Raw genomic sequence first — 21,715 nt, 5'->3', positions numbered from 1 at the left:
TGGCTGCATCGTTTGATGCCTGAGCCAATCCAAGTTGGTAGGGGATACCCCGGTCACGAGTGGTTGATACTTGCCTTTGCGAACCACCCTTCGGGGCCTTGCCCGGGTAGTACTTGCTACCCGGACGCGGCCGCCCCGCGCTGGCACCGGAAATCGGGAGGCAAGTATCGCCGAACGCCGCCGGAGGGTATTTTAGCTGGTCATACGGATCTTCAGGGCATCCCGCTCGACGGCAACGGCGAGATGCGTTCCGGTGCCGAGGTGGTCACCGTCCAGCTGGAACTCCTGTTCGTGCTCCAGGGTGATTTCGGCGGACGTGCCCTGGAAGTATTCCACCGATTCGGTCTCGCGCTTGTTCCGGCCAAAGATCCCGGCGACAACCCCCAGCCAGCCAAGCCGCCCGTGCGGGGCCAGGATCAACAGGTCCAGCGCGCCGTCGTCGACCTTGGCGTCCGGGAAGATTTCGACCCCGCCCATGATCCGGCCGCAATTGCCGATCATGACGCTGCGGATCCTGCGGCGGACCGGTTCCCCGCCGTCCACGCTGATCCTCGCCTTGACCGGTTTGCCGGGGAGCTTGCGGATGCCGGCCTCAACGTACGCGAGCCAGCCCATGCGGTCCTTCAGCGCGTCCACGGTATCGGCCATGATGGCGGCGTCGTACCCGAGGCCGGCCATCACCAGGAACACCTGTTCCTCGTCCGAGTGGTCCAGGGTTGCCTTGACGACATCGATGGCCCGGTCGCTGCCGTTGAGCACGTCGTAGCAGGCGGAGACCGGATCGGTGATGTCCACGCCGAGGTTGCGGGCCAGGAGGTTTCCCGTTCCCAGCGGCACGAGTCCCAGGGGCGTTCCGGTTCCGGCGAGCACCTCTGCGACGCAGCGCACGGTGCCGTCGCCGCCGGCGGCGATCACGACGTCGACCCCCGCCTCCAGCGCCTGGCGTGCCTGGCCCGTTCCCGGGTCTTCGACCGTGGTTTCGAGCCAGAGCGGCTCGGCCCAGCCCTGTGTTTCACAGAGCCGGAGGACCGCGCCCTGGAGCGCCGGGCCACCGGATTTGGCAGGGTTGATGACCACGGCGGCGCGCCTGGGCTGAGTATTGCCCTCAGTCGCGGTGTGGCTGTCAGGCGCGGAATTGTTCTCTGGCATGGCGTCCTTCGAGGGCAGGGTGGCGTGGGGTGTCCCGGATTGAAATCCTAGCGGGATTCCGCGCGTAACTTCCGCAGCCGGGACGCGAACCGTGGACGTCCGCCCGCCACGGTCACTAGACTGGCCATGCTCAACTACTGGAGCCTGCCGGCGTATGCCAACTGCCGGGCGGGCCGCCTGTCCGGATCAGCCTGGCAGGACGCGCTCCAGGGGGCGGGAAGCGGGAGCACATGTCCGAAGCACAGGAGAACTACTCGGCTGAGGCCGAGGCGTCCAGCATGGATCCCCATGATTGGGGCCGGGCCATGGCGCTGGCAGTCACGCGGCTGGCAGAGCAGATCGCCCCGGCGGACAGCGAGGACATCCATGCCTCGCTCGTCGGCAAGGACCTCTACCTGAAAATCCGCGACGACGATGCAGGGGTCACCATCACGGTATCCACCGCGCCGGTGCAGGGCCCTTCCAGCTGAGGGCAGCTAGCGTCCGGAGGTCAGGTCCGCGGAGATGAGTTCCGCGGTGGCCACTGTGGCCTCGCGCACCGAGTCCAGGTAGGCCTCCGGGTCCGGCCGGCTCGCAACCGACTGGGCCTGCAGGGACACGTTGATGGCGGCGACCACCTTGGGGCCGTCGTGGACCGGCGCGGCGATGGACATCAGCCCGGGCTCCAGCTCCTGGTTCAGCAGGCACCAGCCCTGGGCCCTGACCCGGGCCAGCTCCGCCAGCAGCCCCTCCCGCGTTCCGATGGCCAGCGGCGTCAGGGGCCGGATTTCCGTCCCGGCAAGGTACTCCTGCAGTTGGGCGGGCGGCAGGGCCGCGAGCAACACCCTGCCCATCGAGGTGGCGTACGCCGGGAAGCGGGTGCCGACGGTGATGCCGACGGTCATGATCCGGCGCGTCGCCACGCGGGCGATGTAGGCGATGTCCGCGCCCTCCAGGACGGCAGCCGACGTCGACTCCCCCAGATCGAGGGACAGCTCCTCGAGGTGCGGCTGGGCGAGCTGTGGCAGCGACAGACCGGACAGGTACGCGTAGCCGAGCTGCAGCACCTTGGCTGTCAGGGCGAAGATCTTGCCGTCGGTGCGGACGTAGCCCAGCTCCACGAGGGTGTACAGGAACCGCCGGGCGGTGGCCCGGGTCAGGTCCGTCCGGGCCGCCACCTCGGTCAGCGTCATCTTCGGGTGGTCCGTGTCGAAGGCGCGGATCACGGCCAGGCCGCGCGCCAGCGACTGCACATACTGGTCACTGGCCGCTGGCGCGCCACTGGTCCTGGCGCCCTTTGCTGCGTCAATCATTCCCATGCCTCTCGGTCCCGCACCACTTTATCCGTGCAGGCGGATTCTCAGTTTCCGACGGCGGTCGCGGCCCTGAGCGGCACCGGAACCATTTCCTGCAGCTCCTCGAGCGTGCAGCCGAAGGTCTCGCGGACCTCCACGCCGTGCGGGCCGGTCAGGAAGACGGCCTTGTCCGTGTAGACCCGGGTCACGCAGCCGATGCCGGTGAGCGGGTAGCTGCATGCCTCGACGAGCTTGGAAACGCCGTCGCGGGTCAGGAGGGTCATCATGACGAAGACGTCCTTGGCGCCAGTGGCGAGGTCCATGGCCCCTCCCACGGCCGGGATCGCATCCGGGGCGCCCGTGTGCCAGTTGGCGAGGTCGCCGGTGGCGGAGACCTGGAAGGCCCCGAGCACGCAGATGTCCAGGTGCCCGCCGCGCATGATCGCGAAGGAGTCGGCGTGGTGGAAGTAGGACGCGCCGGGAAGTTCGGTCACCGGGATTTTTCCGGCGTTGATGAGGTCGCCGTCGATCTGGTCCCCGGTGGCTTCCGGGCCCATGCCCAGCATCCCGTTCTCGGTGTGGAGCGTGATGTTCTGCTCCGGCTCGAGGTAGTTGGAGACCAGGGTGGGCTGGCCGATGCCGAGGTTCACGAAGGAGCCGGGCTTGATGTCCCGGGCCACGAGGCGGGCCAGGTCATCGCGGCCCAGCGGCTTGTCGGATGTCTGAATGCCCGCGTGGCTGTTGGACTGGCTGCTCATCTCAGGCCACCTTCACAATGCTGTTGACGTAAATTCCGGGGGTCACGATAACCTCCGGATCAAGGCCGCCCGTGGGGACGATCTCGGACACCTGGACGACGGTGTGTTTGGCCGCGGCGGCCATAATCGGGCCGAAGTTCCGGGCGGTCTTGCGGTAGACAAGGTTGCCTTTGCCGTCGGCTTTGAGCGCCTTGATGAGTGCGACGTCGGCGTGGATGGGGGTTTCGAAGACCTGGCCGCGGCCGTCGAGGATGCGGGTTTCCTTGCCTTCGGCCAGCATGGTGCCGTAGCCGGTGGGGGTGAAGAAGCCGCCGATCCCGGCGCCCGCGGCGCGGATCCGTTCGGCCAGGTTGCCCTGCGGGACGAGTTCCAGTTCGATCTCACCGGCGCGGAACCTGGCGTCGAAGTGCCAGGAGTCGGACTGCCGCGGGAAGGAGCAGATCATCTTCTTCACCCGGCCTTCCTTGATCAGCAACGCGAGGCCCTGGTCGCCCTGGCCGGCATTGTTGTTGACCACGGTGAGGTCCGTCGCGCCGCAGTCCATCAGCGCGTCGATGAGTTCGAACGGCTGGCCGGCGTTGCCGAAGCCGCCGATCATGACGGTGGATCCGTCCTTGATGCCGGCGACTGCCTCGCCGACGCTGTCTACGAAGTTCAGCATGTCCTAACCCTTTACTGTGCTGGTGGCGGTTGCCGTGACGTTTTCGAGGACGACGGCGAGGCCCTGGCCGACGCCGATGCAGATCGCGGCGACGCCCCAGCGTTCACCGGAGGCCTGCAGGGACCGGGCCAGGGTCCCCAGGATCCGGCCGCCGGAAGCGCCCAGCGGGTGTCCCATGGCGATCGCCCCGCCGTGCCGGTTCACGATGGCGGGGTCGATGCCCCAGGCGTTGATGCAGGCCAGGGACTGCGCGGCGAAGGCCTCGTTGAGTTCGACGGCGCCGACCTGGTCCCAGCCGATCCCGGCTTTCGCGAGGGCCTTGTTCGCGGCCTCCACGGGGGCGTAGCCGAAGAACTGCGGATCGTTCGCGTGCGCGCCGCGGCCCGCGATGCGGGCCAGCGGTTCCAGGCCGAGCAGGCCGGCGGCGTTCTCGGATCCCAGCCACGCCGCGGACGCGCCGTCCGAGAGCGGGGAGGCGTTCCCGGCGGTGACGGTGCCGTTGTCGGTGCGGAACACGGTCTTGAGGCCGGCGAGCTTTTCGGCCGAGGACCCGGCGCGGATGCCCTCGTCCCGGACCAGGCCGGTGCCAGGGACCACGGTGACGAGGTTGTCGTAGAAGCCCTCGTCCCAGGCCGCGGCGGCGAGGTTGTGGGAGGTGGCCGAAAACTCGTCCTGCGCGGCCCGGGTGATCCCGTATTTTTCGGCCAGCCGTTCGGTGGCTTCGCCCAGGGACACGGTCCAGTCCGGGTCCATGGCCTGGTTTACCAGGCGCCAGCCCAGGGTGGTGGAGACCAGGGTCATGTCCCCGGCCGGGTAGGGCTTCTCGGTCTTGGGCAGCACCCAGGGGGCGCGGGACATCGATTCGGCCCCGCCGATCAGCATCAACTCCGCGTCGCCGGTGTTGATCTGCCGGGACGCGATGATCGCCGCGTCCAGCGAGGACCCGCACAGCCGGTTCACCGTGGTGCCCGGGATCGAGACCGGCAGGCCGGCCAGGAGCGTGCCCATCCGGGCGATGTTCCGGTTCTCCTCGCCCGCGCCGTTGGCGTTGCCGAAGACGACCTCGTCGATCCGCTCGATGTCCAGCGCCGGGGCGCGCTTCACGATCTCGCCGATCACGTGGGCGGCAAGGTCATCCGGGCGGACCCCGGCGAGCCCGCCGCCGAACTTCCCGAACGGGGTCCTGACGGCATCGTAAAGATAAGCCTGGTTCATGATTTCCTCTAATTTCCGTCTGAGAATCCCAACTAGCCAGCAGATAAGGCCCGTTCTGAGGGCTCAAAACGGCCCCTGCTGCCAGCTAGTTGGGAGGGGTGGCTGCGTCAAGCGCTGTGTTGTCCATTTCATGGAACACCTGCTGGGCGGTCTTGAAGGCGGTGTTGGCGGAGGGAACCCCGCAGTAGATGGCGGTCTGCAGCAGGATTTCCTTGATCTCGTCCCTGCTCAGGCCGTTGGTGATGGCGGCGCGGAGGTGCATGGCCAGTTCTTCCCAGTGGCCGTGGGCCACCATCGCGGTGATGGTGACCGCGGAGCGCATCTGCCGGGTTAGTCCCGGGCGGGTCCAGATGCCGCCCCAGGCGATCCGGGTGATCATGTCCTGGAAGTCCTCGGTGAAGGAGTCCTTGTTGGCGTTGGCGCGGTCGACGTGCGCGGCGCCCAGCACCTCGCGGCGGACCACCATGCCGCCGTCGTAGATCTCCTGGCTGGTGGCGTCCGGCCGGACGACTCCATGCCGTTCCAGGCCGGTCCGCTCGGGGCCGGTATGCTCGGGGCCGGTCACTTGGCCGCTCCCCCGGACTCGGTCCAGGTGATCAGGGTCCGCAGCAAGTCGGCAACGTGGCCGGGTGCCTCGAACGGCGCCAGGTGTGCCACGCCTTCCAGGCTCACTGCACTCGCAGTGCCGCCGCCGGCGGTGATCCCTTCGACGATCGCCTCGGCGACGGACGGCGGTGCGACGCTGTCCTCCACGCCCGCGATGGCCTGGGTTGGAACGCTGATGCTGCCGAGTTCGTCCCGGACGTCATAGGCGGCGAGGGCTTCGCAGCAGAAGGCGTAACTGAAGCGGTCGGCGTCGCGCAGGCTGTGCAGCAGCCGGCCGCTGAGTTCCGGCTGGCGCTCCATAAAGCCGGGGCCGAACCAGCGCTGCGCCGAGCCCTGGATCATCACGGGCGTTCCCTGTGTGCGGACGGTCTCCGCGCGTTCCAGCCAGCCTTCGGGGGTGCCGAGCTTGGCACCGGTGCACTGCACGGACAGGCTCTTGAGCCGTTCACCGTGCTTGATGCCCAGCTGCAGCCCGGTGGCGCCGCCCAGCGAAACACCGGCGTAGTGGAATCTCGCTCCGGGGGCGATCGAATCAACCAGCTCGATGACGGCGTCCGCCAGTTCGGCGACCGTGAACGCCGCCGTCGCGGCCGGCGAGATGCCGTGGCCCGGCAGGTCCCAGGCGACGACGTCGACGTCGTTCCCGAGCAGGGCGCCTGCCTGGCTCCACAGCAGCGTGGACGTCCCCAGGGACGGACCCACCACAAGGAGGGGTTTGTCCCCCAGCGGGCGCTGGGGCGAGAGCAGTACTGCCTTTACTGTAGGTCTAGCCACGGGAGGCTCCGTTCAGGTCGAGGGTCGGTGATGGGTTGTGGGTTCCGGCGACGGTTCTTGTGTCGGTGACGGTGTTGGTGTCGGTGACACTGGCGCTGTAGTCCGGGTAGGCCGCGAGGATGCGGCGGGAGATTTCGGCGGCCTGGCCGAGGTAGTTGGCCGGGTCGAGCAGTTCCTCCAGCCGGGCGCCGGAGAGCAGCTCCGCCGGGACGGCGGCGCGGAGCAGCCGCCGGTACGTGCTGGCCTGTTCGTCGGCAGGGACCTGGAGCGTCTGGTCCACGACGGACTGCAGCCGCTGTTTGCCGTCAGCGCTGTTCTTATCCGCGACGTTCCCCGCCAGGAGGGGTGCGACGGCGGCCGTGACGGCTTCGCTGAGCAGCAGGGGTCCGGAAAGATCCAGGTTGCGACGCATGGCCTCGGGGAAGACCTGCAGGCCTTCGGCGAGTTCGCGGAGCTGCACGGCGGCGCCGAGGCTGAGGCGGAGGAGCTGGCGGAGGGCCGGCCATTCGCTGTGCCAGGCACCGTCGGGGCGTTCGTCGTTGAAGTTGGCGGCGGCCAGGTGCAGCTGCACGGCCTGGCCGGGCGCCTGCAGGGCGGCGCTGCGGACCAGCACGGACAGCACCGGATTCTGCTTCTGCGGCATGGCCGAGGACCCGCCGCGGCCGGCGGCGCGGGGTTCGGCGAGTTCGGCGACCTCAGGGCGGCTGAGGAACAGCACATCGGAGGCAATCTTGCCCGCAGCGTCGGTCACGGCGGCCAGGGCGTCGCCGAGGGACGTCACCGCCAGCCGGTTCGTTTGCCACGGCGCCGGGACTGCGGCGAGGCCGAGTTCCGCGGCGAGACTGTCGGAGAGCTCAAAGGGGGTGCGGCCCGAGCCCGCCGCCAGCACGGTGCCGGCCGCGAGGGTTCCGGCAGCTCCCCCGGTCTGCACCGGGAATTCCAGGGCCTCGAGCCGGCGCGCGGCGGCGGCGAGCCCGTGGAACCATTGGGCCGCCTTGAGCCCGAAGCTGAACGGCAGGGAGTGCTGGGTGAGGCTTCGGCCGACGCACAGGGTGTCCGCATGGAGTTCGGCGAGTGCGGCAAGCGCCGCCGTCGTTGCCTTGACCTCGGTGAGCAGTCCCGTGACCGCATCCCGGCACAGCAGCATGAGCGCCGTGTCGAGGACGTCCTGGCTGGTCAGCGAGGTGTGCACGGCTTTCACCGCACCGATACCGGCCAGGTCCAGGGCCTTGACGTGGCCGCGGAGATCCGCCAGCAGCGGGATCACCGGGTTGGCGCCACCCTGGGCGCGCACGGCAATGTCCGCGACGTCATAGCGGCCCACCTCGGCGGCGGCGGCGACCACCGCGGCCGAGCCGGCCGGAGCGAGGGCTGCCTGGTCCAGGACTGCAGCCCAGGCGGCCTCGACCCGGAGAATGGCGGCAAGGACGGCCCGGTCCCCGGTCAGCGCCGCCACGAACGGCGACGCCGACACGGGGCTCAGGAGGCCGACGTCGCCCTGCACGCCGCCCCCCGTCGCTCCGCTGGTTTCGCGGGAGGTCACGTCGAGGCGCCCTCGAAGTCGAGGAACACGGTCTCGCCCTCGCCCTGGAGACGGATGTCCCACGTCAGCCCGCCGTCGGCGTCGCGGCGTGCGATCAGCGTCTTGCGGCGGTCCGGGTCCAGCGAGGACAGCAGCGGATCCGCGACCAGCGCCTCCTCGTTCTCCGGCAGGTAGATCCGGGTGAAGAGCCGGTTCATCAGGCCGCGGGCGAAGACCGCGACGGAAATGAACGGGGCCGCGCCCTCCTCGGTGGGGCCGGGGTTGACCGTGGTGAACGTGAAGACGCCGGTGTTGCCCACGGCGCTGCGGCCGAAGCCGGTGAACGTGTAGCCGTCCCGCACGAGCGAACCTGTGTGGTGCGGAACGCTGCCCTCGGCGTCCGGTTGCCAGATCTCCAGGATCGCATCCGGGATCGGGTGTCCGGCGCCGTCGTACACGGTGCCCTGGAGCCGGATGGAGCCCGGCGTGCCCGGCGCCAGCAGCTCGCGGTCCTTGGTGTAGGGCAGTGCGTAGCCGTAGAACGGACCCACTGTCTGGCCGGGTGTCGGGGTGAGTTTACTCATGCTGGCCCTATTCATTCTCGTCTCCTGCTGCGCCTAATGCCTCGTTCTCGGTCCAGGTCCGCTTCGACCCGGTCAGGACGATGTCCCAGTTGTATGCCAGCGCCCATTCGGGCTTGGTCTGCTCGTGGTTGTAGGTGGCCACGAGCCGGTCCCGGGCGTCCTGGTCCACGATCGACTGGTAGATCGGGTCCAGCGGGAAGAGCTGGTCCCCGGGGAAGTACATCTGGGTGACGATCCGCTGGGTGAATTCCTGCCCGAACAGGGAGAAGTGGATGTGGGCCGGGCGCCAGGCGTTGAGGTGGTTCTTCCACGGGTAGGCGCCGGGCTTGATGGTGGTGAAGCTGTAGGAGCCGTCGGCGCCCGTGATGCAGCGGCCGACGCCGGTGAAGTTGGGGTCCAGCGGGGCCGGGTGCTGGTCGCGCTTGTGGATGTAGCGGCCGGCGGAGTTCGCCTGCCAGATCTCCACGAGCTGGCCGGCGACGGGACGGCCGTCGCCGTCGAGCACACGGCCTGACACGACAATCCGTTCGCCCAGCGGCTCGCCGTTGTGCTGGATGGTCAGGTCCGCTTCCAGCGCGTGCACGTCCATGTGCCCGAACGCCGGAGAGTAGAGCTCGATGGTTTCCGGGTCCGCGTGGTGCAGGTCCTTGGTGGGGTGGCGCAGGACGCTGCTGCGGTACGGCGCATAGTCCAGCCGGGGCTGGATCTCTGCCGGGGCACCGTTCTTGAGCGCCTGCGCGTAGGCCTCGCCGATGGCCTTCATCTCGGCACTGAGGTCCGCCTGCGACTCTGCGGCGGCGTCCAGGGGAGCATACGTCTTCGGTGCTGCCTCCGTGGTTTCGTCGGACACGTCCTCGGTGAGCGGATCCGCGTTGTAGATCTCAAGGTTGATTTCTTCAGGCACAGCAGCCTCCTTTCGTTGGGTGTTGATGGTGGTTGTGGGTTGTTGCCGGGCCGTTCAGGTAGTGAGGTTGAGCTGGTGCCGGTGGTCGTACTGGACGGCGTGCCGCACCGGGGCGTTCGGCGCCCCGTAGCCGTCGTAGGTTCCGCGACGCTCCACCATTTCGAAGAACACGCTGCCCACGGTGGCGGTGTACAAGTGCAGGAACTCGCCGTCGGCATCGCGGTCGTACACTTCCGCGTACGGCTGGGGTTCCAGGGCCAGGGCGCTGGTGTAGAAGAGGACGGCTTCGTCGAAGTGCTGCCAGGGCTGGGCCAGGTTGACGTGGTCAATTGCGGCGCTCTGCCCGGCTGCCGGGCCGGGAGCCGGGGCTGCCATTCCCTCGCCGAATTCGCGGGTCCACACGGCAGTTCCGTCGGGGCTGCCCTGGCACAGGAAGATCTCGGTGGAGTCCGGGGCGGCGAAGCCCTGGAAGATTTCCTCGTCGGCCTGGCTCTTGCGCGGCACGGCAGGGGCCTTGAGCTGCTGGGCCCGGGCCGCGGCGATCACGGGGGAACCGACGTCGAAGCCCAGGGCGGAAATTGCAGGTGCCATGGCGGCCTGGGAGTCGCGGGATTCCTGGGAGGAGTCTTCGTTGATGATCACGCGGGCGTGGCCCATGGTCCACAATTGCACACTCTTGGTCCGGTGGCGCCCGTTGAACGCGAACCCCAGCTGGCCCAGCAGGGTTTCCAGTCCTGCGGTGTCCGCGGCCCTGACCTCGGCGAAGTTGAAGCCGGCCGGCTCGGCCACCTGCGGGAGCGTGGCCAGTTCCATCGGGTAACGGCGGCGGCCGGCCGTGCGGGTACCGGCGCCGGCGGCGCCGTTTTCGGCGGCTGGAGCCGCGTCCAGCCATTTGGCGGCCTGCTCCTCGAGCCAGATCAGCGACCGAATCGCATCCACGGCGGTGCGTTCGACGTCGGACTGGCGGAAGACGTCGTTGAAGACCCCCAGGGACACCGGGCCGGTGTAGCCGGCCCGGACCACGTGGCCGAGGAATTTGGCGAGGTCGAACTGCCCTTCGCCCGGGAAGACGCGGTAGTGCCGGCTCCAGGACAGCACGTCCATGGACAGCTTGGGCGCATCGGCCACCTGGACGAAGAAGATCTTCTCCGGGTTGAAGGCCTCGATCGGGGCGGTGTCCCAGTCGCGGGAGAGGATGTGGAAGGAGTCCAGGCAGGTGCCGAGGTTGGGGTGGTCCACCGTTTCCACGAGCCGGTGGGCGTGCTCGTAGTCGTTGACGTATTTTCCCCAGGCCAGTGCCTCGTCGGCCACCTTAACCCCGTGGTCCTGGGCGAGCGCGGCGAGCTGTTCGGCCCGGAGTCCGTCGTCGTCAATGCTGGCGGTGGCAACGTTGGAGCAGACCAGGATGGTGTCCATGCCGAGGCGGGACATGAGCCGGAACTTGGCCTCCGCCCGGCGCAGGTTGGCGGCGAGCACGTCCCCGGGCACACTGTCGAAGTCGCGGAACGGCTGGTAGAGATCCAGGCCCAGTCCCAGGTCGGCGGCCATCTTGCGGACGTCCTCGGGGCTCAGCGGGGACGTGACGAGGTCCTGTTCGAAAATCTCCATCCCGTCGAAACCCGCGCTGGCGCAGGCCTGCATTTTTTCCCGCAGCGTGCCGGAGAGGCAGACGGTGGCGATTCCGGTGCGCATCAGGCGGCCACCTCTTCGGCGGCGACGAGTGCCAGGAAGTGCGCGCGCATCCGGTCGGCGTCGGCCTCGAGGCCGGTGAAGATCCGGAAGGCGTCGGCGGCCTGCCCCACGGCCATCCGACCGCCGTCGAGCACGTCGCAGCCCTTCGCCCGGGCCTCGCGGATCAGTCGGGTCTCGATCGGGCGGTACACAATGTCCGCGACCCAGTGCCGCGATTCCACCAGGGACATGTCCAGCGGGACGCCGGGGTGGGCGGCCATGCCCACCGGGGTGCAGTGCACCAGGCCGTCGGCCAGCGGCATCAGCTGCGGCAGCTCCGCCGTCGTCCGGGCGGTGACCAGCTGGTCCGGGAAGAAGCCGGCCAGTTCGGCGGCGCGCGCCGCGCAGCGGGCAGGATCGGTGTCCACCAGGTCCAGTTCGCGGACCCCGGCGGTGAGCAGGGCGTAGGCGACCGCGGAGCCTGCACCGCCGGCACCCAGCTGCACCACGCGGTTCAGCTTGGCACCCGGCAGGCCCGTGGCCAGGGCGGCCGCGAACCCGGAGAAGTCGGTGTTGTGGCCAATGAAGCGGCCGTCCCGGATGGTCACCGTGTTGACCGCGCCGAGGCGGCGGGCGTCCGGAGTGACCTCGTCAAGGTGTTCCAGGACCAGCTGCTTGCACGGGTGGGTGATGTTCAGGCCATTAAAACCCAGGCGGTAGGCGCCGGTCAGGAGCTCGCCGACGCTCTGGCCGGGGAGTCCCGGCTCGGTGAGGTCGATGGGGCGGTAGAGGTACCGCAGGCCCTGCACGTCGCCTTCGCGTTCGTGCATCAGGGGCGTAAGGGAGGGCATCACGCCATCGCCTATCAGTCCCACAAGATAGGACTCTGCTCGACTGCTCATCCCTATAGCTCCTTTGACAACGGCACTCGGCGGGCGGGGGCGCACGGGGCGCCGGCCGCCGGCCGGGTGATGGGGATTACATTACCGCAGTTGTTCACATGTTGCACGATTGTTCTACTAGCGAACAGAGTGTGACGGCCCTAGGCCGTCCGGCTCATCACTGGGGCAGCCGCGCGGACAGCTCTGCCGCCGCTGCCTGGAGCAGCGGGACCAACTCCCGGCGAGCACGCGTTCCAGCGCCGCGCGCCGCTCGGCAAAGGGCCGCCCGGTGAGGTCCTCGTTGTCGAGGGCCAGCAGGTCAAACGCGACAAAACTCGCCGGGGTTTCTTGGGCCAGCAGCCGGACCCGGCTTGCGGCGGGATGGATCCGTTGCTGCAGCGCCTCGAAGTCGAGCCGGTCCCCGGCGGCGCCAACGAGGATGATCTCGCCGTCGAGCACGCAGCGCGGCGGCAGGTTTGCCTTTAGCGCCTCGACGAGTTCGGGGAAGTAGCGGGTCAGGGGCTTGCCGTTACGGCTGCCGATCTCCACGTCCCCGCCGTCGCGGAAAATAATGGAACGGAACCCGTCCCACTTCGGCTCGAACATCACCGGGCCAGGAGGCAGGGAACTCACGGCCTTCGCCAGCATCGGCGCGATCGGGGGCATCAGCGGCAGTTGCATGGGCCCCATTCTGGTCCCGCCATCCGCTGCCCGCCAGTGGACGCAGGCAGGGACGGCCGGGGACGGTTTTCCTCGACAACTGGCCGGCCGGCCCGGCGGGGTGCCGACGCCGGTAACGGCGCCGGCGCGGAACGCTTACCCGCCTCTTACCGCGCCGAAACGCGGCGGCAACATTCGCACACGACACTGGAAGTGCCGGCAAGAGCAGGCACCATTCTCCAGTCCGGGAGGCCCCGCCATGTTGAAGGAAGCCAAAGCCCATGTAACCCGCGTCCGCGCCCTGGAACAGCTGCACCGCGGCGACGAGATCGAGGCGCGCCTGAAGGTCGGCCCCAACTACGACGACGTTGTGATCCGCCGCGGCAGCGTCCAGGAAACCGCGCCGGGAATCGGCGTGGTGTGGATCATGGACCGGCAGTCCGGCACCCGGAAAGCCATCAACGCGGACGAATGCAGCCTTTGGCGGGTCGCCTGAGGCGGTGTTCGGGCGGGGCGCACCGTCCCCACCGCAGCGTTCGAGCGGGGCCGCGGGCGTAGTCAGTATGGACTGGCCGCGGTCAGGGGCGGCGCCAGGCGGCTCATCCTGGGTCCGGGCGCGCACGTGCGTATCCCCGCCACGCGCGCCCGGCCCGAGGGGGCCAGCAGTTCCGCCGTGATCGGGCCGTTTTCCCGTCTTGGCAGGAGCCTTGCTGGACGTTGGGGAGTGCCGGCAGGCAAAGCCTAGCCGCCGGCCACGGACTGGATGATCAGGACCTCCTGCCCCGGGGACACCTCCGTGGCCAGGCCCTGCAAGCGGCGGATTTCATTCCCGTTGACGTATATGTTCACGTAGCGTCGGACCGCCCCGGTCTCATCCCGCAACCGCCGCGACAGGGCGGGGTACTCCCCCGTCACCAGGTCCAGCAGCCCCTCCACCGTCACCGCCGTTGCGGCGGGGGCAGTCAGGAAGGCCTGCCCGCCGGCGAGTGTCTGGAGCACACTGGGCAGCACCACACTGATCCCGGCCACGGCGCCTCAGGCTTTCACGGCAGCGCCGGGCGCCGCGGCACCGGGGACGGGGGCCGGGGACACCGCCGCGGCACGCACGCACAACACGTCCGGCAGGTGCGAGGCCACTTCGGCGAAGTGTCCCCCCTCGTCGGCGCTGGCGTAGACGCTGCCGCCGCGTGTGCCGAAGTACACGCCGGCCGGCTCCGCCGCGTCGACGCAGGCGGCGTCCCGCAGTACGGCGTTGAACTCCGCTCCGGGCAGGCCATTGTCCAGGCGCTTCCAGCTCGCCCCGGCATCCTCGGTACGGTGGACCGCCAATTTCCCGTCCGGCGGGATCCGTTCGCCGTCCGCCTTGAGCGGGATGACCCAGGCGGTGCCGGACCGGCGCGGATGCGTGAGCATCACGAAGCCGAAGTCCGCAGGCAGGCCTTCCGCGATCGATTCCCAGCTCTCGGCGTCGTCGTCGCTGCGGTAGACGCCATGATGGTTCTGCGCGTAGAGGCGGCCGTCAACGGAAGCATCGGCGGCGATCTTGTGCACGCACTGGCCGAATTCGGGATTGGGGTCGGGCATAAAATAGGCCGAGATTCCCTTGTTGCGCGGCTCCCAGGAGCTGCCGCCGTCGAGCGAGCGGTAGACGCCGCCGGTGCTCATCGCGACGTGGACCTTCTCGCCCGAGTGATCGACGACAATCGAGTGCGCCGCGGCACCGCCGTAGCCGGCCCCCCATTCACTGCGGTGCGGGTGGTCCCAGAGTCCGCGGTTGAGTTCGAAGTGTTCGCCGCCGTCGGTCGACTTCCAGACCGAGATCGGTTCGCAGCCGGCCCAGACGACGCCGGGGCGGGACTCGGCGTCGGGGTGGATCTGCCAGATGCGTTCGAGGGCAGCATCCGTGCCCTCGGGGAAGCGGATGGCGCCCTGCTCGGGCTCGTTCCACGTTTCGCCCAGGTCATCAGAGTGGAAGACGGTGGGGCCCCAGTGCTCGGACCGGACACCAACCAGGATCCGGGTCCGGCCGTCCCGGGTGTCGATGCCGATGCTGGGGACTTCGCTCATCAGGAAATGCGGGCCCGACAGGGACCAGTCTTTGCGGTCCGGGCTCGTCGCCAGCCAGAGGCCTTTTTTGGTGCCGATCGCCAGGACATAACTCTCTGCGGTAGCCATGCCCCCCATGCAACCACCCCGGATAGATGGCCGCAATGGTTTTTCGCCGTTTGGTTTTGTCCTGCTTTTCAGTCCACGAATTCGGACTGCGTCTCGATGAAATCCCAGTCGGCGTCGGTCAGCACCCCGGAAACGTCAGCCGGGTGGGGGCCGCCGGCTTCGGCGATGCCTTGCAGCACGGGCAGCGGCAGCTCGGACGCGCGCAGGTTTTCCCGCAGCCACTCCTTGCTCGCCAGATCCAGATCCAGCCACCACATGAAGATTTCCACGGCGGTCACCCTTCCTCGGTTCCTCAACGTTAGGCCGCGTACAGGAGGTGTTCAAGGGGGGCCTGGCTTTAGCGGCTGGCGGGCCGGGAACACGTCCGCGGACCGGGCTCAAGACTGGGGAGTAAGCCCCTGTTCCTGCCACGGGTCGGGGGACACAATTGAGTATGTCCGCCGAACGCCCGAGTGCGCCACCTCCCCTCGTGGTCGGCGTGCTCCCGGGACAGAGCCCCGAAGTGCTGCAGACAGCTGGCCCGCTGGCCAGCAAACTCGCCACCGAGCTGATCTGCGCCTACGTGGATGAGGCCAGCTACCTCGTGGAGTGGGATCCGGCGCGGTCGGCACACCGGCTCTCCCTGCACCCGGACATCGACAACGCCGAGATCCGGGCCGTGACCCAGGAGCTGCGCACCAGCATCGGCCTGGCCTGCGACCCCCTCGGCATCCACTGGAGCCTGCGGACGCTGGCGGGGGATCCGGCCCGGGCGCTTGGCAAGCTGGCAGCCGAGACCGGTGCCGCAATGATCATCGTGGGCACACCGGAACCCGGTCTGGGACACCGGATTTCCGCCGCCCTCAACGGTTCGGTGGCCGCGTGGCTCAGCCACCACCAGGACCATCCGATCCTGATTGTTCCGGTCCGCGCCGCAGTCCACCACCGGACAAGGCATGGCTCCTGACGCGGTGTCGTGCTGCGGGCCGGCCAGACCGTCCCGCCTAACCGGGCCCCCGAAAGTAAAGTGAAAGTAGTTATTCGGGGTGCTGGCTTTCTCCGGCTACAGCCACGTAAGCTTGAAGGCGTAGGCTAGAGATCGACGGCCCACCCAAAGACTGCTCCGGAGTGCGTATCCCCCAATAACGCACTCCGGAGCTCTTTTGTGTCCGGACCTTTTCCCCACGCCTTCCCCACGCGCGCCATCCAAATACCCCCGCGGGGTACTTGTGCTATACCCCTAGGGGGTATATGTTGGACTCATGAAACAGCCCGAAGTCCCCGTTGTGGCACCCGCGGACACAGAGCCGCACCAACAGCACGGCTACGCATCCAACAAGGACAACTACCTGCGGCGGCTGAAGCGGATCGAGGGCCAGGTGCGCGGCATCGCCCGGATGGTCGAGGAGGACAAGTACTGCATCGACATCCTCACCCAGGTCGCCGCCGTCACTAAAGCGCTGCACGCCGTCAGCCTCGGGCTGGTGGAGGAACACATCGGCCACTGCGTCGTCGGCGCCGCTTCCGAACCGGACGCCGAGCTTCGGGCTGAAGCCATCGACTTCAAGGTCAAAGAGGCCACCGATGCCATCGGACGCCTGCTGCGGTAGCGGCAAGACCACCCACCACATCACCGGACTGATAAACCACGCGCGGTCCAACTACTAGGAGCAAGCCATGAGCACCGTTTCCACCACCATCAACGTGTCCGGCATGACCTGCGGCCACTGCGTGTCCTCAGTCAGCGAAGAACTCGAGTCCCTGGCCGGCGTCGAGAAGGTCGACGTCGACCTCAACTCCGGGGGCATCTCCACCGTCACCATCACGTCCACAGGCGCCCTGTCATCCTCCGAGATCGGCGAGGCTGTTGCCGAAGCGGGCTACCTGGTTGTGTCCAACGAGGCCTGAGCACCGCCATACCCGCAGCGCACAGCACCAGACAGACCGACAGACAGGGAATGCCGTGAGCAGAGAGCAACTGCTGGACCAACCCGGAACCCGGGTAATCGAGCTCGATATCGAGGGCATGACCTGCGCCTCCTGCGTCAGCCGCGTCGAACGCAAACTCGGAAAGCTCGACGGCGTCACAGCCACCGTGAACCTTCCCCTGGAATCGGCCCATGTCACAGTCCCCGCAGCCGTCACCGACGCCCAAATCACCGCCACAGTAGAGGCAGCCGGCTACAAGGCGACAGTGCGCGCCCCCAAGTACCCAGCCACGGTGATTGACCCCGGCGCCGTCAGGACGCCAGGTGGAACGGTCGATGTGGACGACCACAGCGGCGCCGCCGGGGGCATGCGGAAGCGTGCGTCTAAGCGAGGCACGAGCGAGCACGCGGAGCATGTGGCCGGTGGAGTCGCGGTTGGTGACCATCCGGCGTCGGCCGTAGCCGCCAAGCTCCGCCCGCGCCTGGCCGTCGCGGCCACCCTCACCATCCCGGTGTTCCTGATTTCAATGTTCCCCGCCTTCCAGTTCGCCAACTGGGGCTGGACAGCAGGATCCCTGGCCCTGCCGGTGGTCACCTGGGCCGCCTGGCCGTTCCACCGGGCCGCCGCCATCAACGCCCGGCACTTCGCCTCCACGATGGACACGCTCGTCTCCATCGGCGTGACCGCAGCCTATGTCTTCTCGGCCTGGCAGCTTTTTGCGGACCCGCGGATGACGGCCCCTCCGCAGGGTATGGAGGGTATGGAGGGTATGGGCTCCGGCGGACTGTACTTCGAGGTTGCCGCGGTGGTCACCACTTTCCTGCTGCTGGGCCGGTACCTGGAGGCCAATGCCAAACAAAAGGCCGGAGATGCCCTCAAGGCCCTGCTGAACCTGGGTGCCAAGGATGCCACTGTCCTCCGGAACGGCCAGGAGCAGCAGATCCCGGCTGATCAGCTGGGGGTGGGTGACCTTCTGGTGGTCCGCCCCGGCGAGAAAATCGCGACGGACGGCATCGTCGTCGAGGGATCCTCCGCGGTGGACGCCTCGCTGGTGACGGGCGAATCCGTGCCGGTCGAAGTCGGCCCGGATACCCCTGTCACGGGCGCCACCATCAACACCTCAGGCCGCCTGCTGGTCCGCGCCACGCGCGTCGGAGCCGAAACAACGCTGGCCCAGATGGGCCGGCTGGTCGCCCAGGCGCAGACCGGCAAGGCGCCGATCGCGCGCCTCGCGGACCGGATCAGCGCGGTGTTCGTGCCGGTGGTCCTGGCCATCGCCGCGGTGACCTTTGGTGCCTGGCTGCTCGCGGCCGGCCCGGCCATCAGCGACGCCGAACTGCGCGCCGCGTTCACGGCCGCCGTCGCGGTGCTCGTCATCGCCTGCCCCTGCGCCCTGGGCCTGGCCACCCCCGTGGGACTGCTCACCGGGACTGGCCGGGGGGCGCAGCTGGGGATCCTCATCAAGGGACCGCAAGTCCTCGAGGACACCCGGACCGTGGACACCATCCTGCTGGACAAGACCGGCACCGTGACCAGCGGACACCTCGCCGTCGACGGCACCGAGGCGTTCGGGTCCTTCACCCCGGCTGAAGTCCTGCGCCTGGCCGGGGCGGTCGAGGCCGCATCAGAACACCCGATTGCCCGTGCGGTCGCCGCTGCCGCGCTTTCCGCCGAGCGCCACAGCAACGACGCCGGCGCCCTTCCCGCCGTCGCCGACTTTGGCTCCGCACCGGGCGGCGGAGTCACAGGAAAGGTCGGGGGCAGGGTCGTGACGGCAGGAAGGACGGGCTGGCTGCAGGAGAACGGCATCTCCCCCACAGCCGCACAGCTGGCGGCCTTCAGCTCAGCCGAAGGTTCCGGGGCCACCGCCATCTGGCTCGCCGTGGACGGGCAGCCGGCCGGAATCATCAGCCTTCGGGACACGCTCAAGCCGGGCTCCGCTGCCGCGATCCTGCGGCTCCGGGAACTCGGGCTGCGGCCGATTCTCCTGACCGGGGACAATGCGGCTGTCGCGGCGCAGGTGGCCGCCGACGTCGGCATCGCTCCCGAGGACGTCTTCGCCGGGGTGCTGCCGGCGGGCAAGGTCGAGGCCGTGCGGAAACTGCAGGCGGCAGGCGCTACCGTGGCCATGGCCGGCGACGGCATCAATGACGCCGCGGCACTGGCCCAGGCGGACCTCGGCATCGCCATGGGATCCGGCACCGACGTCGCCATCGAGGCCGCGGACCTGACGGTCATGGGCAATGATTTGGGGCAGGTGGCCCAGGCCATCGAACTGTCCCGCCGGACCCTGGCGACCATCAAGACAAACCTCTTCTGGGCCTTTTTCTATAACGCCGTCGGGATCCCGGTGGCTGCCCTGGGCCTGCTCAACCCGATGATCGCCGGCGCCGCCATGGCAGCCAGCTCCGTACTGGTCGTGACCAATTCGCTGCGGCTGCGCAGCTTCGGGAAGTAAGCCGCCTGGCTGCGTTCTGGCCGGAGCCGCATTTTCAGGCGGCGCCGAAGCGGACGGCAGCCCTGGCCTTCGCCTTGGCGGCTTCCTCCCCGCGGTCCTTTGCCGGAGCCTGGGTCACCAGGGAGTCGAGGAGGTGTTGCGTGGCATGTGCAATCTCGTGGACAGCCCGGTTGAAGGCCTCTTCATTGGCCTTCGAGGGCTTGGTGCTGCCGCTGATCTTGCGCACGTATTGCAGCGCGGCAGCTTCCACCTCGGCGGTGGTGGCGTGGGGTTCAAAGTTGTGGAGGGTGCGGATGTTTCGGCACATACCTCCATGCTAGGTGCCATTGCGCCCGGGATCGAGGGCATGGGGAGGGCTGCCCATCGACACTTTTTCGGCGGGCAGGATAGTTTGGGGGCATTGGATCTTCCGGAACAGCCGGGGGCCCTGGGGGATGCCGACCTGGCTCCGACCCGTTTTATGACTTGAGGAGATTTTCGAATGGCTATTTGGGGTGCAGACATTGCTCAGCTCAAGACTCTTGGGACGAAGCTGCAGCAGGGATCGTCGGAGATCGATAAGCAGAAGGCGGCACTGACCAAGGCGCTCGAAAGCACCGACTGGAAGGGCCCGGACGCCGACAAATTCCGCAGCGAATGGAACGGCACGCACGCGGCCCAGCTGGCGAAGGTCTCCCAGGCGCTGCAGGAAGCCGGCAAGCAGGCCAGCCGCAACGCCACCGAGCAGGAGAGCGCTTCCCGCTAGGCGGACGCGCTGAGACATCAGGCCGGCCCGGACGCACAGCGTCCGGGCCGGCCTTGTCATTGCCTACGGCACGGGCTCGACGTCGTTCGCGTGGTCGAGGGCGGCCGGCAACGCGGCCCCACCGGCGCCCGGCGGTGTCCTGAGCTCGTCCAGCCGGACCAGCACGACGCCGCCGACAATCAGCAGCCCGCCCATGAGCTGGATGGGGCCAGGCAGTTCACCGAGCAACAGCCAGGCCCAGATGACGGCGAACAGCACTTCGGTGAGCGAGACAAAGGAGGCGACCTTGGAGCCGAGTGCGCGCGCCGCCACAATGCCGGAGACGTAGGCGAGCACGGTGGCCAGCACGACGAGGCCGCCCAGGGCCACCCACCAGGGGGTGACCCAGGGGCCGAGGCGGGTGTCGGCTGTGCTGAACGCCATGGGAAGCAGGCCGGTTGCCGCGGCAAGCCACATGGTGACGGCGCCGACCATGAGTCCGCCGGAGGCAAGGACGATCGGCGGGAGAGTCTCGTTTTCCTTGGCGGTGATGAAGAAGTAGATTGCGAGGCAGACGGCCGCCGCGATGCCCCAGAGGACACCCACGAGGTCGATCCTGACGGCTCCGGTGAGGTCCAGCACCAGGACCAGGCCGCCCAGGGAGAGCAGGGTTCCGGCGATCGTCAGCGGGCGCGGGCGTTTGCGGCTGGCGGCCCAAAGCCACAGCACGATGATGACGGGCGCCAGGTATTCCAGCAGCAGGGCAACCCCGACCGAGAGCCTTGCCACCGCGTTGAAATAGAACAGTTGGCAGGCCGCGACCCCGATGAGGCCGAAAAGCAGCACCGTGAGCCAGTTGTCCTTGAGCTGGTGCCAGCGTCCGCGCAGCGCGGGAGCCGCGAAAACCGCCAGGATCAGGGCGGCTCCGGTGAGGCGTGCGGTGACGGCCGCGCCCGGGCTCCAGCCGGTCTCCAGCAGGGCTTTGGCAAAGGAGCCGGAGAGTCCGAACACGGCCGAGGAAAACAACGCAACGCCCAGGCCCGAGGCCATGAACCCGGAAGCCGTGCGGGGTGCGCCGGCACCGCCCGTTCCGGGGGCTCGCATTCCGGAATCGTTCGTGGCCGGTGCAACGGCTGAGCGGCGTGCGGCAGACACGGGCTGCCTCCTGTCAGGAGTAAAGTAGGGTTATGCTCATGACAGTACGCCACGCAGACGTAAGGAGTCAAGATGCTTTTTGCCCCTGACACAGAGGTGGCCCTGCGGTCGGTGGTCAACCTGATCAACACCGCGGCCAACGGCGAGGAACAACTCGCCACCGTCCAGGACCTGGATCACTTTTTGAAGACGGAGGGGTTCAGCGGATCGCGGGCCAGGGACGCGGCCGAACTGGCCAGCGTGCGCCGTCTCCGCAGCGAACTCGCCACCCTCTGGCTCGCCAACGAATCCGCCGCCGTGGACACCGTGAACAGGCTGCTGCGGGAGGCTCGGGCACTCCCCCAGCTCGTCAAGCACGACCACTGGGACTGGCATCTGCACGCCGCCACCCCGGAGGCGCCGCTGGCGGACCGGATGAGCACGGAGGCCGCGATGGCGTTGGTTGATGTCATCCGCAGCAAGGAAATGGACCGGATGCTGGTGTGCGCCGCCGAGGACTGCGACGCCGTGGTACTGGACCTTAGCCGGAACCGCTCCAAGCGCTACTGCGACACAGGCAACTGCGCAAACCGGGCGCACGTGGCCGCCTATCGCGCACGAAAGGCGGCCTCCTGAGCGCGTCACAATGAACATTGC

The 21,715-nt window shown here is 68.4% G+C and carries 25 protein-coding genes and 1 pseudogene; 8 read left to right on the top strand and 18 right to left on the bottom strand.

Annotation, left to right across the window (positions count from 1 at the left end; genetic code table 11):
• Positions 1-192 precede the first annotated feature (192 nt).
• On the bottom strand, positions 193-1,149 hold the full coding sequence (locus ACZY0Y_RS03540) for a diacylglycerol/lipid kinase family protein (protein ID WP_463956823.1): 957 nt from the start codon (positions 1,147-1,149) through the stop codon (positions 193-195).
• Between the two features lie 230 nt (positions 1,150-1,379).
• Between ACZY0Y_RS03540 and ACZY0Y_RS03535 the strand changes: the two genes are divergently transcribed.
• Positions 1,380-1,619 carry a hypothetical protein gene (locus tag ACZY0Y_RS03535; RefSeq protein ID WP_160668729.1) on the top strand — a complete coding sequence of 80 codons (240 nt, stop codon included), beginning with the start codon at positions 1,380-1,382 and terminating at the stop codon, positions 1,617-1,619.
• Between the two features lie 6 nt (positions 1,620-1,625).
• On the opposite strand, the gene ACZY0Y_RS03530 is transcribed toward ACZY0Y_RS03535, so the two are convergent.
• The 12 genes and pseudogenes from ACZY0Y_RS03530 to ACZY0Y_RS03475 form a co-directional block, all read right to left on the bottom strand.
• The gene (locus ACZY0Y_RS03530) at positions 1,626-2,441 is read right to left on the bottom strand and encodes an IclR family transcriptional regulator domain-containing protein (RefSeq protein ID WP_463884178.1); all 816 of its coding nucleotides are present in this window, start codon (positions 2,439-2,441) and stop codon (positions 1,626-1,628) included.
• 47 nt (positions 2,442-2,488) lie between these two features.
• Positions 2,489-3,181: a 3-oxoacid CoA-transferase subunit B gene (locus ACZY0Y_RS03525; RefSeq protein ID WP_463884177.1), complete on the bottom strand. Its 693-nt coding sequence runs from the start codon at positions 3,179-3,181 to the stop codon at positions 2,489-2,491.
• Between the two features lies 1 nt (position 3,182).
• On the bottom strand, positions 3,183-3,842 hold the full coding sequence (locus ACZY0Y_RS03520) for a 3-oxoacid CoA-transferase subunit A (protein WP_160668726.1): 660 nt from the start codon (positions 3,840-3,842) through the stop codon (positions 3,183-3,185).
• Positions 3,843-3,845: 3 nt separating this feature from the next.
• Positions 3,846-5,057 (bottom strand): thiolase family protein, encoded by a 1,212-nt coding sequence (locus tag ACZY0Y_RS03515; RefSeq protein ID WP_463884173.1) that lies wholly within the window; start codon positions 5,055-5,057, stop codon positions 3,846-3,848.
• 85 nt (positions 5,058-5,142) lie between these two features.
• Complete coding sequence (pcaC, locus tag ACZY0Y_RS03510; protein ID WP_463884171.1) at positions 5,143-5,622, bottom strand: 4-carboxymuconolactone decarboxylase; 480 nt, start codon at positions 5,620-5,622, stop codon at positions 5,143-5,145.
• Positions 5,619-6,437: an alpha/beta fold hydrolase gene (locus tag ACZY0Y_RS03505; RefSeq protein WP_463956822.1), complete on the bottom strand. Its 819-nt coding sequence runs from the start codon at positions 6,435-6,437 to the stop codon at positions 5,619-5,621. The genes pcaC and ACZY0Y_RS03505 overlap by 4 nt, the downstream gene beginning before the upstream one ends.
• A complete protein-coding gene (locus ACZY0Y_RS03500) occupies positions 6,430-7,980 on the bottom strand; it encodes a lyase family protein (protein WP_463956821.1) in 1,551 nt (516 codons plus the stop codon). Before ACZY0Y_RS03500 ends, ACZY0Y_RS03505 begins: the two co-directional genes overlap by 8 nt.
• Positions 7,977-8,543: a protocatechuate 3,4-dioxygenase subunit alpha gene (gene pcaG, locus ACZY0Y_RS03495; protein WP_463956820.1), complete on the bottom strand. Its 567-nt coding sequence runs from the start codon at positions 8,541-8,543 to the stop codon at positions 7,977-7,979. Before pcaG ends, ACZY0Y_RS03500 begins: the two co-directional genes overlap by 4 nt.
• 7 nt (positions 8,544-8,550) lie before the next feature.
• A complete protein-coding gene (gene pcaH / locus ACZY0Y_RS03490) occupies positions 8,551-9,447 on the bottom strand; it encodes a protocatechuate 3,4-dioxygenase subunit beta (protein ID WP_463884164.1) in 897 nt (298 codons plus the stop codon).
• Positions 9,448-9,501: 54 nt separating this feature from the next.
• Positions 9,502-11,139 (bottom strand): sugar phosphate isomerase/epimerase and 4-hydroxyphenylpyruvate domain-containing protein, encoded by a 1,638-nt coding sequence (locus tag ACZY0Y_RS03485; RefSeq protein ID WP_463956819.1) that lies wholly within the window; start codon positions 11,137-11,139, stop codon positions 9,502-9,504.
• On the bottom strand, positions 11,139-12,020 hold the full coding sequence (locus ACZY0Y_RS03480; protein ID WP_463884162.1) for a shikimate dehydrogenase: 882 nt from the start codon (positions 12,018-12,020) through the stop codon (positions 11,139-11,141). The genes ACZY0Y_RS03485 and ACZY0Y_RS03480 overlap by 1 nt, the downstream gene beginning before the upstream one ends.
• 213 nt (positions 12,021-12,233) lie before the next feature.
• Positions 12,234-12,680: pseudogene (locus ACZY0Y_RS03475) on the bottom strand (ATP-dependent DNA ligase); the annotation flags it as partial.
• A 238-nt stretch (positions 12,681-12,918) separates the two neighbouring features.
• Here ACZY0Y_RS03475 and ACZY0Y_RS03470 point away from each other — a divergent pair.
• Positions 12,919-13,155 carry a hypothetical protein gene (locus ACZY0Y_RS03470; protein WP_463956818.1) on the top strand — a complete coding sequence of 79 codons (237 nt, stop codon included), beginning with the start codon at positions 12,919-12,921 and terminating at the stop codon, positions 13,153-13,155.
• Between the two features lie 245 nt (positions 13,156-13,400).
• Here the strand turns inward: ACZY0Y_RS03470 and ACZY0Y_RS03465 are convergent, their stop codons facing one another.
• From ACZY0Y_RS03465 to ACZY0Y_RS03455, 3 genes are read right to left on the bottom strand one after another with little or no spacing between them, the layout of a single operon-like run.
• Complete coding sequence (locus tag ACZY0Y_RS03465) at positions 13,401-13,688, bottom strand: MoaD/ThiS family protein (protein WP_463884157.1); 288 nt, start codon at positions 13,686-13,688, stop codon at positions 13,401-13,403.
• Positions 13,689-13,694: 6 nt separating this feature from the next.
• The gene (locus ACZY0Y_RS03460; protein ID WP_463956817.1) at positions 13,695-14,843 is read right to left on the bottom strand and encodes a WD40/YVTN/BNR-like repeat-containing protein; all 1,149 of its coding nucleotides are present in this window, start codon (positions 14,841-14,843) and stop codon (positions 13,695-13,697) included.
• Positions 14,844-14,902: 59 nt separating this feature from the next.
• Positions 14,903-15,103, bottom strand: coding sequence for a hypothetical protein (locus ACZY0Y_RS03455; RefSeq protein ID WP_463884245.1), 201 nt, complete (start codon positions 15,101-15,103; stop codon positions 14,903-14,905).
• A 164-nt stretch (positions 15,104-15,267) separates the two neighbouring features.
• Between ACZY0Y_RS03455 and ACZY0Y_RS03450 the strand changes: the two genes are divergently transcribed.
• The 4 genes from ACZY0Y_RS03450 to ACZY0Y_RS03435 all read left to right on the top strand — a co-directional run bounded on the left by ACZY0Y_RS03450 (position 15,268) and on the right by ACZY0Y_RS03435 (position 19,200).
• A complete protein-coding gene (locus ACZY0Y_RS03450; protein WP_463884153.1) occupies positions 15,268-15,780 on the top strand; it encodes a universal stress protein in 513 nt (170 codons plus the stop codon).
• Positions 15,781-16,075: 295 nt separating this feature from the next.
• Entirely contained in the window at positions 16,076-16,423 is a 348-nt protein-coding gene (locus ACZY0Y_RS03445; RefSeq protein WP_463884151.1) for a metal-sensitive transcriptional regulator, read from the top strand.
• A 67-nt stretch (positions 16,424-16,490) separates the two neighbouring features.
• Entirely contained in the window at positions 16,491-16,721 is a 231-nt protein-coding gene (locus tag ACZY0Y_RS03440; RefSeq protein WP_463884150.1) for a heavy-metal-associated domain-containing protein, read from the top strand.
• A 118-nt stretch (positions 16,722-16,839) separates the two neighbouring features.
• Complete coding sequence (locus ACZY0Y_RS03435; protein ID WP_463956880.1) at positions 16,840-19,200, top strand: heavy metal translocating P-type ATPase; 2,361 nt, start codon at positions 16,840-16,842, stop codon at positions 19,198-19,200.
• Positions 19,201-19,234: 34 nt separating this feature from the next.
• Here ACZY0Y_RS03435 and ACZY0Y_RS03430 read toward each other — a convergent pair whose 3' ends face one another.
• Positions 19,235-19,507 (bottom strand): DUF2277 domain-containing protein, encoded by a 273-nt coding sequence (locus ACZY0Y_RS03430; RefSeq protein WP_160668693.1) that lies wholly within the window; start codon positions 19,505-19,507, stop codon positions 19,235-19,237.
• A 174-nt stretch (positions 19,508-19,681) separates the two neighbouring features.
• Between ACZY0Y_RS03430 and ACZY0Y_RS03425 the strand changes: the two genes are divergently transcribed.
• Entirely contained in the window at positions 19,682-19,945 is a 264-nt protein-coding gene (locus ACZY0Y_RS03425; protein ID WP_024367935.1) for a hypothetical protein, read from the top strand.
• 63 nt (positions 19,946-20,008) lie between these two features.
• On the opposite strand, the gene ACZY0Y_RS03420 is transcribed toward ACZY0Y_RS03425, so the two are convergent.
• Positions 20,009-21,028 (bottom strand): EamA family transporter, encoded by a 1,020-nt coding sequence (locus ACZY0Y_RS03420; RefSeq protein WP_463886010.1) that lies wholly within the window; start codon positions 21,026-21,028, stop codon positions 20,009-20,011.
• Positions 21,029-21,151: 123 nt separating this feature from the next.
• Between ACZY0Y_RS03420 and ACZY0Y_RS03415 the strand changes: the two genes are divergently transcribed.
• The gene (locus ACZY0Y_RS03415; protein ID WP_463886008.1) at positions 21,152-21,694 is read left to right on the top strand and encodes a CGNR zinc finger domain-containing protein; all 543 of its coding nucleotides are present in this window, start codon (positions 21,152-21,154) and stop codon (positions 21,692-21,694) included.
• Positions 21,695-21,715 lie beyond the last annotated feature (21 nt).

The organism is Pseudarthrobacter kochi (assembly GCF_055412805.1).
This window is presented reverse-complemented; position numbering and strand designations above follow the sequence as displayed.